We start from the raw sequence: 14,145 nt of genomic DNA, 5'->3' as shown, positions 1-14,145 counted from the left end.
TATAGCTTAAAACTACTTGTTTTTTAATTGTAGAAATATGAATTACGTTTTTTTCTATTTCTTATTCTTTTTATAGTTGATATAAGCCTAATCATAAATAGTATTAAGATTATTAAAAATATTAAACCTATAACACCTAAAGCTATGTAAAATCCACTAAAACTCTTTAACTTAAACATAAGTTTTTCAAAACTTGTATAAGTTATATCATTACTATTTAAAAGATTTAAGGTTTTATAAGGAGTATTTCCAATCATAAGTGTTCCAGTAAAAGAATCAGTATCCTTTAATATATCCATACCCCTAGATATAGGTTTATTTGCTTTTACCGAAAAGTCTATGTTTAAATTTTTCTTTATTTCATCTGTAGATAAGTTTTCTATTTCAGAGTTCTTAAATGTTTTATAAATATCTTCAGGAACTACTAAAGATAAGGTGTTCTTATCATCAATGTAATATTCTTTTACAACATCATCTTTAGAATATAATTTAACTAAAGAAAAATTATTAAAACCATAGTCTAAAAGATTTTTTGTATCTTCATAGTATTGATCCTTAGTGTCGTAACCTAATAGAGTAAGGATTAATTTTCTATCTCCTTTTTTTGCTGCACAAGTAAATGTATGTCTTGATTTAGTTGTATATCCTGTTTTGTTACAAAAAATATCTTTATTATAATATGGGCTTGTTGAGTGAATAAGTTGATTATTATTATTTGCCCATATAGGTTCTCCACTTACAACGCTTTTAGGCATTTCATAAGCAGTTTTTTCTGTAATTTCAGCGATTAATGGATTTTTTGAAGCAGCATTCATTATTAGAGCAAGATCATAAGGAGTAGTCATATGATCATCCTCAAAAAGTCCACTAGCATTAACAAAGTGAGTATTTTTAGCACCTAATTCTACTGCACGCTCATTCATAAGTTTTGCAAATTCTCCTTCAGAACCAGAAATATGTTCTGCTAAGGCTACAGCGGCATCATTAGCTGATTGTATTAATAATGCATTAAGCAATTCTTCTACTGTATATTTATCTCCTTCTTGAAGACCAACACGGGTTCCTTCAGCTAAAGGAGGATTCTTTCCTATAGTAACAACATCATTTAGTTTAGCTTTTTCTACTGTAAGTAAAGCTGTCATAGTTTTAGTAGTAGATGCAGGAGCAAGTTTTTCATTAGCATTTTTTTCAGCTAATACCTCTCCAGTAGTTCCATCCATAAGAACCATTCCTTCACCTTTAATTTCTGGTACATTACTTTCAGCAAATACATTAGTACTTAAAATTAAAGAGAAGATAAAAGCCATAGATATTATAAAATTAAGTTTTATTTTTAAATTCTTAAACTTTATACTCATAGAGCCTCCAAAATTTTTAATTTTAATTGCAATAATTATTATAACAATAATAGAGTATATTTTCTATAAATTTGTATTAATTTGGTACTCAAAAGAAGAAAAAATGTCAATAATATTAAAGAAATATGAGAATTTATTGATTTGAAATTTTGTTTTTTAATAATTTTCTAAGAATTTATATAATATGGAGGAGTCATGAAGAAAAAAGAAAAAATTATAGGTAGTTTAATAATTGCTATAATAGCTATTGGGTTTTTATTTATTGGTTACTCAAAGACAAATGATAAAAAAATAAGTGATAGTGATATGGAAAAACTATTTTTAAATTCTGAAGAATCAGAAGAGAATAATGAATTAGAAGATTTTAATGAGAAAGAATCAAGTTTAAAGAAAGAAGAGAGTAATAATAGCAAATTAGAAAAAGATAGTCATATAGAAAGTGAAAAAGAAGAAAAAGAAACTAGCTTAGGTGAAGAAAAAATAGTTGTAGAGATTAAGGGCGAGGTAAAAAAGCCTAATGTCTATGAATTAAAAAATGGAAGTAGAATTTATGAACTTATAGAAGAAGCAGGGGGACCAACTGATGAAGCAGATTTAAGTGATATAAATAGAGCTTTATATTTAAGTGACGGACAATGTATAGTAATTAAAAATATAAATGATGTTGAAAGTGAAGAGGCAAATTTAAATGAAAGTTTAAATACTGAAGTTGCTAATAGTATTCCTGCTAATTTACCTGGTGAAAAAGGTGAGAAAAATGAAAGTTCAGTTATAAATATAAATACTGCCTCTAAAGAAACACTTATGACCTTAAATGGAATAGGAGAAAGTAAAGCACAGGCCATAATAGATTATAGAGATGAAATTGGCGGATTTAAAAGTGTTGATGATATTACAAATGTAAGTGGTATAGGAGAAAAAACATTAGAGAAGATAAAAGATAAAATTTCTATAAAGTAATATGATATAATGAATATTATTATTTAGAAAAGAGGTGGAGTTTTATGATAGAAAAAAGATTAACTGAGCTATCAAAGACTTCTGGCTGAGCAGCCAAAATAGGGCCGGGGGCTCTTTCAGAAATTTTAAGTAAATTACCAAAGATGAATGATAAAAATTTAATTGTTGGAATAGATACATCTGATGATGCGGCAGTATATAAATTAAATGATGAAATGGCAACAATACAAACATTAGATTTCTTTACTCCAATAGTAGACGATCCATATACCTTTGGACAGATAGCTGCAGCAAACTCCTTAAGTGATGTTTATGCCATGGGAGGAAAGCCCATAGTGGCATTAAATATAGTTTGTTTTCCTAATTGTCTAAATATGAATATATTAGGTGAAATATTAAGAGGGGGAGCAGATAAGGTTTTAGAGGCTGGAGCTGTAATAGTAGGAGGACATACAGTTCAAGATGATGAACCTAAATATGGTTTATCTGTTACAGGAATTGTTCATCCAGATAAAGTTCTTAAAAACTATGGATCAGAGACAGGTGATATTTTAATATTAACTAAACCAATTGGTCTTGGGATAATAAATACAGCTATTAAGGCGGGTATAGCTTCCAAGGAAGCTTATGAAAAAGCAGTAAAAGTAATGGCATATTTAAATAAGTATGCAGGTGAAATAATAACTGACTATAATATAACATCATGTACGGATATAACAGGATTTTCACTAATAGGGCATGCGTATGAAATGGCAGAACCATCTAAAAAAACCTTTAGAATCTTTAAAGATGCAATTCCATTTATTAAAGAAGCTAAAGAATATGCTAGTATGGGATTAATACCAGCTGGTTGTTATGAGAATAAAAGATACTTAGAAGGAAAATATCTTCTAAAGAATGTTGAAAGTTGGATGGAAGATATATTATTTGATCCTCAAACATCAGGTGGATTATTAATTAGTTGTAAAGAGAAAGATTACATAGACATACTAACTAGATTAGAAAAGTTAGAGGTAGAAAGTTCTGTTATAGGACGTGTTGAAGATTTCAATGATGCATATATAGTAGTGGAGTAATTTTTAGGAGGATAACATGACAAAAGAACTTCTTAGAGCTTTGCCTAAGATAGATGAAATACTTGGTATTTTTAATGAAGACTTTTTAAATGAAAATGGGAGAGAAACAGTTGTAAATGCTTTAAGGGATATAATCAATGAAAATAGGAAAGCTATTCTAAATGAAGAGGTAGATTATGCCTTAACTAAGGAAGAAGCTAAGAGTAAATGTGAGCATAGATTACTTAAAAAAAGAGAAAGAAATTTAAAAAGGGTTATTAATGGAACAGGTGTTGTTATTCATACTAATTTAGGAAGATCTTTGTTAAGCAAAGAGGCCACTGAAGCAGTTGCTTTAGCCGCTTCAAGCTATAGCAATCTAGAGTATGATTTAGAAAAGGGAGAAAGAGGATCTAGATACTCCCTTATAGAAGGTATCATAAAAGATATTACAGGAGCTGAGGCAGCCTTAGTGGTAAATAATAATGCAGCGGCCATAATGCTTGTATTAAATTCTCTTTGTGAAAATAAAGAGGTAATTGTTTCTAGAGGGGAACTTATAGAAATAGGTGGCTCTTTTAGAATTCCAGAAGTGATGAATTTTTCAAGAGCTAAGCTTGTGGAAGTTGGAACAACTAATAGAACACATTTATATGATTATGAGGATGCCATAACAGAAGAAACTGGAGCCTTTTTAAAAGTTCATAGCTCAAACTTTAAAATAGTAGGTTTTACTAAGAGTGTAAGTGCTAATGAGATATGTAACTTAGCAAAGGAAAAGGATATACCTGTAATAGAGGACATTGGAAGTGGTGTTTTAATTGATTTAAGCAAATATGGATTAGAAAAAGAGCCTACAGTAATAGAAAGTTTAGAATCCGGAGTAGATGTTGTAACATTTTCTGGAGATAAGATGCTTGGTGGAGCTCAGGCTGGGATTATTGTAGGTAAAAAGAAATTCATAGATAAAATAAAAAGGAATCAATTAACTAGAGCTCTAAGAGTTGATAAATTTACTTTAGCTGCTTTAGAAATTACTTTAAAACATTATTTAAATGAAAAAGAGGCAATTGAAAAAATACCAACTCTTCATATGATGACTTTAGATTTAAAGGAAATAAGAGAAAGAGCTAATAGATTTTATAAGAATTTAGAAGGGTTAAATAAGTTCTATAAATTTTCTATAGAAGAAGGTGAATCAACAGTTGGTGGAGGTTCAATGCCAGATAGTAAATTAAGTACTTATTTACTTAGAATAGATTCAGAGAGCATAAATGAAGTTAATTTAGAAAGAGAGCTAAGAGAATATAGAATACCTATAATAACTAGAGTTTATAAAGGGGCAGTTTATATAGATCTTAGAACAATCTTAGAAGATGATTATGAAGTCATATTTAATGCTTTAAAGGAAATAGGTGAAAAATAGATGAAACATGTGATTATAGGAACATCAGGGCATATAGATCATGGTAAAACAACTCTTATAAAGGCTTTAACAGGTAGGGAAACTGATAAGCTTGATGAAGAAAAGAAAAGAGGTATATCAATTAACTTAGGATTTACATTCTTTGATTTGCCTTCAGGAAAAAGGGCAGGGATAATAGATGTTCCAGGGCATGAAAAATTCATCAAAAATATGTTAGCAGGAGCTACATCACTAGATGTAGTTCTTCTAATTATTGCCCTAGATGAAGGAATAATGCCTCAGACAAAGGAACATTTAGAAATATTAGAACTTTTAGAAGTTAAAAAGTGTATAGTTGCTTTAACTAAAAGGGATTTAGTTGATGAAGAATGGGCAGAAATGATAAAAGAAGACATAAAGAATTATTTAAAATCAACTAGTTTTAAAGATGCAACCATGATAGAGGTTTCTTCTAAAACTAAAGAAGGAATTAATGAATTAATAACTGAGATAGATAGTGCAGTAGAAGAAATAGAGCAAAAGGATAAGGAAGGCCATTTTAGATTAGCTGTGGATAGAAGCTTTTCAGTAAGTGGATTTGGAACAGTAGCCACAGGAACTATATTAAGTGGAAGTGTAAAATTAGGTGATTTAGTTCAAATTAATCCAAGTGGAGTAGAAGCTAGAGTTAGAAATATTCAAGTTCATGATGAGAATGTTGAAATAGGGGAAGCTGGTCAAAGATGTGCATTAAACTTATCAGGAGTTACTAAAGAGGAAGTAACTAGAGGAATGGTTGTTTGTACTTCTAATACTATTGAGCCATCTTACATGGTAGATTGTAAGATTAGATACTTAAAGTCTAATGAAAAAAACTTAGTTAATAGACAGAGAGTAAGAATATATCATGGTACATCAGAGATATTTGGAAGAATAGTCCTACTTGATAAAGAAGAGGTAAAGCCTGGTGAAGAGGCATATATACAGTTAAGACTAGAAAGTGAAATATGTGCTCAAAAAGGCGATAACTTAGTTATAAGAAATTATTCCCCTATGATAACCTTAGGGGGAGGTAAAATAATAAATCCCTTAGCAAAAAAAGCTAAAAGATTTAAAGAAGATTATTTAAATGAATTAAAGCTTATGGAAAAAGGAAGCATAGAGGACATAGTTGAAAATATAGTACTATCTTTAAGTGAAACCTTCCCAAACTCACAGGAAGTTATAAAAGGACTAGGAAGAAATATAGAAAATATAGATTTTATATTGGAAAAGCTTTGTGAGGATAAGAAAATTATAGGAATAGATAATGGTAAATCTAAAGTATTTATTCATAATAAATTTTTCACTAAAAAGAGTGAAGAAATTTATGAAATTCTAAGAAGATTCCATGCAGAAAATCCATTAAAAGCAGGGATGAATAAAGAAGAACTTAGAAGTAAGAGTTTTTCAAATAAGATTAAGCAAAAAATATTCCAAAGTTTCTTAGAACTTATGAAGGAAAAAGAGATAATAAAAGAAGGGAGTAATATAATTTCACTAAAGGATTTTAAGATAAAACTAACAAAAGCTCAAAAGGCAATTAGGGAAAAAATATTAAAAGCTTATTTAGAAAGTGGAATAGTTTCTCCAAAGATAAAAGATATCATAGAAGATAAAAAGTTAGAAAAGGAATATATAAAAATATATAATCTTTTAATTGAAGAGGGAACTTTAATTAAACTTCCAGAAGAGGTTGTAATGCACAAAGAGATATTACAAAGTGTTAAAGATAAAATAATAGAATGGTTAAATAAAAATGGTTCTATTACTTTAGGTGAAACTAAGGAGATTTTAGGTGTTTCCAGAAAGTATTTAGTAGCAATTTTAGAGTATTTAGACAATGAAGAAATAACTAAAAGAGTAGAAGACAAGAGAGTTTTAAATTAAATAAAGGATTCTACAAGAGAAGTTTGGTCTTATAAGCTTCTCTTTCTTATATTCATAATTAAAATGTAATAGTTTTGCCATAATAATACATTATAATTAAATAGATTTGATTTACATAAGATAATAAATATAGTATATTTAATTAATGTATTTCAGAATAATATTTAATGCTTTTAGGAGGATATTATGGACGATAACAAATTCACTAAAGAGCAAGAAAATGCTTTGAAAAGTGATGAAACATCAGTAACAAATGAGAAAATGGACTCATATGAAAAAGAGGCTGCGGTATTAGAGAGTATATCATTAGATACCAATACTATGGCTATTGATGAGGAATTTATGAATAAACCAGATAAAGACAAAAAAGATATTAGTGAAAAAGGTGAGAAAAACACTTCTTTCTTTAAAAGAATACTAGAAGGAGTTATAGATCAAACGGTAGTATTACTATTATCTTTAGCAGCCTTCTTTATAGTAGATTTGCTAATGAGACCTTTTGGCTATAAGATATCATTAGAAGGAAGAATTCCTTTTTATTTTGTAATATTTGTTATTATGAACATACTTTACAGAGCTGTAATGGAAGGTAGAAAGTTCAAATTAACATTAGGCGAAAAAGTTTTTAGAAAATAAATAATTTATTAGTAAGGGAGACAACTAATGAGAAAAGGTAACGAAATAGAATTATTAGTAGAGGGAATAGAGTTCCCTGCTAAAGGATTCGGATTTGTAGATGGATTAAAAGTTTATGCTAAAAATACTTTTCCAGGACAAAAAGTCTTTGGTAGAGTAACTAAAAAAAGAAAAGAGTATGCAGAGATTAGAGTTTCTGAAGTAAGAGAAAAAGCTAGTTATGAGGATGATCAAAAGTGTCCACATTTTGGAGTTTGTGGAGGATGTTCTTCTCAAACAATTCCTTATGAGAAACAATTAGAGCTTAAGGTTGAACAAGTTAAAGATTTATTTAAAGATGCTGAAGTTCCAACAGGAGAGTTTTTAGGTATAGAAACTAGCCCAATCCAATGGGAATATAGAAATAAGATGGAATACACTTTTGGAGACGAAGAAAAAGGTGGAGAACTTACCCTTGGAATGCATATGAAGGGAAAATCTTTTGGAATAGTAAATGTTGATAAATGTGTATTAGTTAATGAAGATTTTAGAAACATACTAGATACAACAGTTAAATATTTCAGAGAAAAAGGATTACCTTTCTATAAAATAATGCCTAGAACAGGGTATTTAAGATACCTAGTAGTAAGAAAAAGTGTTAAGACAGAAGAAATTCTTGTTAATTTAGTTACTACAACTCAAATAGATTTTGATTTAACAGAGTTTACTGAGCTTATAAAAGGATTAAACTTAAAAGGAAAATTAAAATCAATAATACATACAGAAAGTGATGCTTTATCAGAGGCTGTTATACCAGAGAAAGTAAATATTCTATATGGTGATGATTTTATAACAGAAAATCTTTTAGGATTAAACTTTAAAATATCTCCATTCTCATTCTTCCAAACAAACTCACTAGGAGCTGAAAAGTTATATAGCATAGTGAGAGATTTTATGGGAGCTGCTGACAATAAGGTAGTGTTTGACCTTTATTGCGGAACGGGAACAATAGGTCAAATAGCAGCAGGAAAAGCTTCTAAGGTTATTGGAATTGAACTTATAGAAGAGGCAGCTAAAGCAGCTAATGAGAATGCTAAATTAAATGGATTAAATAATTGTAACTTTATAGCTGGAGATGTAGCTGAGGTTATAAAAACAGTTAAGGATAAACCAGATATAATAATTTTAGATCCGCCAAGAAGTGGGGTACATCCAAAGGCATTAGACTACGTTATAAAATTTAATGCTCCACAAATAATCTATGTTTCATGTAATCCAAAAACTCTAGTAACTGACTTAAAAGTTTTAGAAGCTAAGGGATATGAAATAGAAAAAACTTTACTTATGGATATGTTCCCTAACACTCCTCATGTAGAGACAGTTGTAAAATTAAATAAGAAATAAATTATTTTATAAGCATAAATAGAATGATTTGATTAATAAATTGCCAACAATTCAACTAGATAAAAGTTGATTGTTGGCATTTTTTTGTTTATAGAAGTATTTTGAGAAATTAATTATAATTAAAAGTTTTAATATAAGAACTATATATTCTTATAAATAGTTAAATACGGAGAAAGCGGCTATTTGTAACATTATCTAAATTATAGAGTAAATTAAAATAAGAGTTAATTTTAAGAGGTGAGGAGCCATAGAATCAGTACAATGTCCAAACTTTTTAAGTGAAGATTCTCCAGATTATTTAGTTGAATATAGAGGAAATTTAAAAGAAGAGTTAGAAAAAATTCCTTATGCATGTGGAGACGCGATTACTGGTACCTTAGGTGTTGTTTCAACACCACCACAGTATTTAAAACAACTAAGAAAAGATGTTCCATCAATTCTTTATATACAAACAAGAGTGCCTTATGTTTTACAGGAGGTATCTCCACAAGAAACTGATAATATATCCACAATTGTGAATAATCCTTATTTAGGACTTGATGGAAGTGGAGTTATAGTTGGAATAGTTGATACTGGAATAGATTATCTTAATAAGGAATTTATGAGAGAAGATGACACATCTAGAATACTTACTATTTGGGACCAAAAGAGTACAAAAAAACCTAATGATTCGGTTTATGTAGGTTCTATATTTACAAATGAAGACATAAACAATGCTATTAAAAGTAAGTATGATGGAGGAAATCCATATGATATTGTTGATAGTAGAGATGAAATAGGACATGGAACTAAACTGGCTAGTATAGTAGGAGCTAGAGGATACAATAGAACCATTAAAGGTATTGCACCTAATTGTGATTTTGCTATTGTAAAACTATTAACCTCACTTAGTTATGAGAAAGCCTTTAGAGAAAATGGAATAGAAGGTATTCCTGTTTATAATGAGGCTGAAATTATAGCGGGAATAGAATATCTTAAAAATTATGCAATTAGTGTTAATAGGCCATTAGTAATTTGTCTAGCAATAGGATGTACTGAAGCAAGTCATGATGGAAGAGGACTTTTTTCTAGATATTTAACTACAATTGGATCAATAAGAGGAGTAGCAGTGGTAGCTGGTGTTGGAAATGAAGGGAGTTCACAAGGCCATGCATCTGGAGTTATAGAGCTTGAAAATAGCGTTGAAAAAGTTGAATTATCAATACCAAGAGAAATAAAAAATTTTAACTTAGCTTTCTGGATCCAAAGACCTAATATAGTATCATTAAATATAAAATCTCCTAGTGGAGAAGAATCTTCATTCATAGATGCTAAAATTTCTCTAGAGAGATCATTTAAATTTATATTAACGGATACCAGTGTTAATATTAACTATTATGTTCCTGATACCTTTACAGGAAATGAACTTATTTTTATAGATTTTAAAGATATTAAACCTGGTATATGGACTTTTGAGTTAAGAGGAGATTATATAACTAATGGAAGATATGATGTATGGTTAGCTCCAAGTTCTTTATTACCTGAAAATACAAAGTTTCTTAAGCCTAATCCATTAAACACACTGATGGTCCCAGCTACTGCTAGATATGTAATAAGTGTAGCTTATTATAATAGTCAAACTCAGTCTTTGTTGGCGGAGTCTGGAAAAGGTTTTAATATTAATGGATGGATAAATCCAGATATAACTACTGCAGGAAAGGATGTTTTGACTATGTTTCCTGGTGATAGAGTTGGAAGAATGTCAGGGAGTTCTCCAGCAACTGCGATAATTGTAGGGGTATGTGCTTTATTATTTCAATGGGGAATTATAAATGGAAATGATAGAACAATGAATTCTAGTAAGCTAAGAAGCTATTTAATATATGGTGCTACTAGAATTCCTGGGCAAATATACCCTAATGAATCTACTGGATATGGATATTTAGATTTATATGAAATATTTAAAAATATAATAGCGGTTCCTTTAGCACCTTATAGAAGTGATCAGGTTAATGAAGATTATACTGAGTACTATTGTGGAAGGATGTTAGTTAGCGTACCTTCTGATTTTTATTATGGAGGGGAATAAAATGGAATTTAAGTCTTCAGCTCCAGAGAATGTATTTAATAATGAAAATTATTTAAATTATTTAGTTCAGTATCAAGGTGATATTATAGGAGAGTTTATTGGTAAAGAAGGAATATATGCAACCTTAATTAATAATAGATATGCCATAATAACTATTGATAAAAACTTACAGGAATATGAAAATGATATATCTATGATTAAGTATAAAAAAGAAAATGGAAGAGATGTAGAGATTGATACAATTACTTATATAAAGAATCCAGAAGGATATGTACTTCAGGAAATAAGCCCTTTAGAGGCAGCAAATATTGAATATGTTCAAATAGAATCATATTTTAATTTAACAGGAAGAGGAGTAATTGTTGGAATTTTAGATACTGGAATAGATTACTTGAATGAAGAGTTTATGGATTCAAATGGAAATACAAGAATCTTAGGAATCTGGGATCAGACAGTTTCAAGTGAGGGTTCAAGTAATGATAATTTACCTTATGGAACTTTTTATTCAGAAGAAGATATAAATAGAGCAATAAGACTGAGTAGAGAAGGAGGAGATCCTTATACAATAGTCCCATCAAGAGATGAAATAGGTCATGGAACATCAATGGCAGGAATAATTGGATCATCAGGAAAAAATCCTAGTTTAAAGGGAGTTGCACCAGATTGTAAGTTATTAGTTGTAAAGCTTGCACAGTCACTTTATTATAAAAAAGAATATGAAATAAACATACCTCTTTATAATATTACTGAGATATTCACAGGAATACAGTATTTATATTCATACTTCTTAAAAGGATCACAAAGTATGATTATATATTTACCTTTAGGAACTAATAGGGGAAGTCATAAAGGAACAAGCATTTTAGAAGAATTTTTAGATTCTATTTTAATAAGTAGAGGAATTGCAGTAGTTACCGGTGCTGGAAATGAAGGCACTGCACTATTACATGGATCAGGAACTATAAAACCTGATGGCCAAGTAACTATTCATGAATTTAATATAGATGAAAATCAAAAAAAGATTATTATTGAAATTTGGGTGCAAATACCTAGTATTGCTTCTATAGAAATAGTTTCACCAACAGGAGGAACAACTGGAATAATTCAACCTTTCTTTGGAAAAGGAGATAGATATGATTTTACAATTGAACGGACTACAGTATTAGTAAGTTATTATGTGCCTGAAGAAATATATGAAGATTCTTTGATATTAGTTATATTAGATAACGTCCAACCAGGAACATGGAGTTTCAAATTTAGGGGATTAAAAGAGATAGAAGGAAGATATGATATTTGGTTACCTCCAAGGGGAGTGAGTAAAGCCACAACTAGGATGATACCTTCTGACCCATATGGAACAGTAACTGTCCCAGGTACTAGTTCATCTGTAATAACTGTAGCTGCATACAATCAATTAAATAATACTCAATTAAATTATTCAGGTAGAGGATTTCAGGATAACTATATTGATATAATAGATGTAGCAGCAGGAGGGGTAAATGCCCTTACTGTTGCTCCAAATAATAAAACAACTCTTGCAAATGGCACAAGTGTTGCAGCTGCTATAGTGGCTGGAATTTGCATTTTACTTTTTCAATGGGGAATAGTTGAAGGAAATTATCCATATATGTTCTCTCAAACTTTAAAAGCTTTTATTGCAAGAGGAACAAGAAAGAGAAAAGGGGATACCTATCCAAATCCAGAGTGGGGATATGGGATAGTTGATATATTTAATATGTTTAATCTTACTAATTAAATTAGTTTTATTATATCAAACTAGGTTTTAAAAGTTCATATTAGATAGGAAAAAATAAAAAATACTCTGATTAAACATATAATTTATTAATAAGTTTAATTAGAGTATTTTATTTATAATTATTTCAAAGTTTCTTCTATACTATCATCAACAGAGGCTACAGCTGTTTCAGCATCAGCCTCAATCACATCAGAATCGTTAGTAGCCCTATTATATTTTTTAGTAAATACTATAAGAAGTAATATACTAGATATTAGATAAAGAGCACCTGCTATATAGTATGCTTGTCCATATCCAGCTTCAGTTTTTAATAAAGAATATCTTGTATAAATACCAGCTACAATTCCTATAAGTGAATTAACAACTAAAATAAGTGAATTATAAGCTGAAACTAAATTTTTAGGAACAAATGTTAATGGTAAAGAACTTTGAATTGGAGCAGAAACATTTGCTACACCAGATCTTAAAAATAGTATTATACCTACTATCATAGCAACATTACTTCCAAACATAGCACCGTTAGCCATTAATAACATAAGTGGTACACAAAGTATAGTAGTTGCGGCTATGGTTACTATTGATCCAAACTTCTTTTCTAGGTAAGGGGTACAAAAATAACCGATTACCATAGATACTGTTTGGAATGTTATGATAGATGAAACAGTACCTCTGCTTATATGTAAGAAATTATTTAAATAAATTGGAAAGAATGGTGTTACTAATAAAGCACCAAATCTTACTATTCCAAATATAAGAATCCATAAGATAATATATTTGTTAGCGAATAATTTAAAATCAAAGGCTTTTTCTCCTTTTCTAGCTTGAATTTCTTCAGGAGTTTCTCTATAATCTTCACTTTTTTCTTTTAAGAATAATAGAAAGATTGAAGCTATTACTGTTAAGGCTATTGCGATCCAAAGTACAAATTTATATGAATTTGAATATGCCATTAATTGAACAGAACTTAAGGCATCTTGATTTTCTGATAAAACAGAAGCATTATCATAAGAGACACCTAAAGATTTAGCAAATTTCCAAACAACAATTTTACCATTGAAAAATGTTAAAATTGATTGGCTAATAAGGTTACAGTACATAACTCTAGAGAACATTTTAGTTCTTTCTTTTCTAGGAGTATATGATGTAAACATTACAGGATAAATACAGTCAAACATTCCTAAACCAACATTGACAACTATATATGCCAAAGTTATTATTAACCCATTTTTGCTATAAATACAAACTAATAAACCAACAACTGAAAAAATAGGTGCAAGTAATATTAATTTCTTGAATCCTACTTTATGAGTTAATAGTAAAAGCATTGCTATTATGAAGGTTCCAATTGATGCATAGGTAGGAAGTGCTTTAACTACATTAGGAACAGTTATGTTTAAATAAGATAAATAAGAATCATTAGTTATTCCTGTGACAGCCCCCATGAAAATATAACATAATATAAACATTGCACAATTATATTTCCATCTTTTGTTCCAATTTTCATCTTTGCTTGTAATTAGATTAACTAAACCAGCTTCCATTTAAATTCCCCCAATTTTATAAATTTGTTTAAATTTTCAATTTTATAATAACTC

10 protein-coding genes are annotated in these 14,145 nt (G+C 29.4%); 8 read left to right on the top strand and 2 right to left on the bottom strand.

The annotated features are described in order from the left end of the window. Positions 1 to 23: 23 nt before the first annotated feature. Positions 24 to 1,358 (bottom strand): D-alanyl-D-alanine carboxypeptidase family protein, encoded by a 1,335-nt coding sequence (locus tag ACYUCG_RS09005; protein ID WP_283704775.1) that lies wholly within the window; start codon positions 1,356 to 1,358, stop codon positions 24 to 26. A gap of 195 nt (positions 1,359 to 1,553) precedes the next feature. On the opposite strand from ACYUCG_RS09005, the gene ACYUCG_RS09000 reads away from it, so the two are divergent. The 8 genes from ACYUCG_RS09000 (at position 1,554) to ACYUCG_RS08965 (ending at position 12,550) form a co-directional block, all read left to right on the top strand. Beyond that, a complete protein-coding gene (locus ACYUCG_RS09000) occupies positions 1,554 to 2,318 on the top strand; it encodes a helix-hairpin-helix domain-containing protein (protein ID WP_460268467.1) in 765 nt (254 codons plus the stop codon). A gap of 44 nt (positions 2,319 to 2,362) precedes the next feature. Then, the gene (selD, locus tag ACYUCG_RS08995) at positions 2,363 to 3,394 is read left to right on the top strand and encodes a selenide, water dikinase SelD (protein WP_139933990.1); all 1,032 of its coding nucleotides are present in this window, start codon (positions 2,363 to 2,365) and stop codon (positions 3,392 to 3,394) included. A 16-nt stretch (positions 3,395 to 3,410) separates the two neighbouring features. Then, complete coding sequence (gene selA / locus ACYUCG_RS08990; protein ID WP_460268466.1) at positions 3,411 to 4,799, top strand: L-seryl-tRNA(Sec) selenium transferase; 1,389 nt, start codon at positions 3,411 to 3,413, stop codon at positions 4,797 to 4,799. After that, a complete protein-coding gene (selB, locus tag ACYUCG_RS08985; RefSeq protein ID WP_460268465.1) occupies positions 4,800 to 6,707 on the top strand; it encodes a selenocysteine-specific translation elongation factor in 1,908 nt (635 codons plus the stop codon). Positions 6,708 to 6,893: 186 nt separating this feature from the next. Further along, on the top strand, positions 6,894 to 7,343 hold the full coding sequence (locus ACYUCG_RS08980; protein WP_283678275.1) for an RDD family protein: 450 nt from the start codon (positions 6,894 to 6,896) through the stop codon (positions 7,341 to 7,343). Positions 7,344 to 7,370: 27 nt separating this feature from the next. Further along, a complete protein-coding gene (gene rlmD / locus ACYUCG_RS08975) occupies positions 7,371 to 8,726 on the top strand; it encodes a 23S rRNA (uracil(1939)-C(5))-methyltransferase RlmD (protein ID WP_283678268.1) in 1,356 nt (451 codons plus the stop codon). A gap of 247 nt (positions 8,727 to 8,973) precedes the next feature. Beyond that, positions 8,974 to 10,794: a S8 family peptidase gene (locus ACYUCG_RS08970; protein ID WP_373575950.1), complete on the top strand. Its 1,821-nt coding sequence runs from the start codon at positions 8,974 to 8,976 to the stop codon at positions 10,792 to 10,794. Between the two features lies 1 nt (position 10,795). Then, positions 10,796 to 12,550 carry a S8 family peptidase gene (locus ACYUCG_RS08965; protein ID WP_283678255.1) on the top strand — a complete coding sequence of 585 codons (1,755 nt, stop codon included), beginning with the start codon at positions 10,796 to 10,798 and terminating at the stop codon, positions 12,548 to 12,550. A gap of 119 nt (positions 12,551 to 12,669) precedes the next feature. On the opposite strand, the gene ACYUCG_RS08960 is transcribed toward ACYUCG_RS08965, so the two are convergent. Then, positions 12,670 to 14,091, bottom strand: coding sequence for an MFS transporter (locus tag ACYUCG_RS08960; RefSeq protein ID WP_240298712.1), 1,422 nt, complete (start codon positions 14,089 to 14,091; stop codon positions 12,670 to 12,672). Between the last annotated feature and the right edge of the window lie 54 nt (positions 14,092 to 14,145).

It is taken from the genome of Clostridium sp. CTA-17 (genome assembly GCF_054767895.1).
Note: the sequence above shows the minus strand (reverse complement) of the source record. Positions and strands in the feature narration are given on the sequence as shown.

Bases quoted from the DNA above. Each gene is read 5' to 3' on its own strand.
- ACYUCG_RS09005 (WP_283704775.1), bottom strand. From the start codon at position 1,358: ATGAGTATAAAGTTTAAGAATTTAAAAATAAAACTTAATTTTATAATA.
- ACYUCG_RS09000 (WP_460268467.1), top strand. From the start codon at position 1,554: ATGAAGAAAAAAGAAAAAATTATAGGTAGTTTAATAATTGCTATAATA.
- selA (WP_460268466.1), top strand. From the start codon at position 3,411: ATGACAAAAGAACTTCTTAGAGCTTTGCCTAAGATAGATGAAATACTT.
- selB (WP_460268465.1), top strand. From the start codon at position 4,800: ATGAAACATGTGATTATAGGAACATCAGGGCATATAGATCATGGTAAA.
- ACYUCG_RS08980 (WP_283678275.1), top strand. From the start codon at position 6,894: ATGGACGATAACAAATTCACTAAAGAGCAAGAAAATGCTTTGAAAAGT.
- rlmD (WP_283678268.1), top strand. From the start codon at position 7,371: ATGAGAAAAGGTAACGAAATAGAATTATTAGTAGAGGGAATAGAGTTC.
- ACYUCG_RS08965 (WP_283678255.1), top strand. From the start codon at position 10,796: ATGGAATTTAAGTCTTCAGCTCCAGAGAATGTATTTAATAATGAAAAT.
- ACYUCG_RS08960 (WP_240298712.1), bottom strand. From the start codon at position 14,091: ATGGAAGCTGGTTTAGTTAATCTAATTACAAGCAAAGATGAAAATTGG.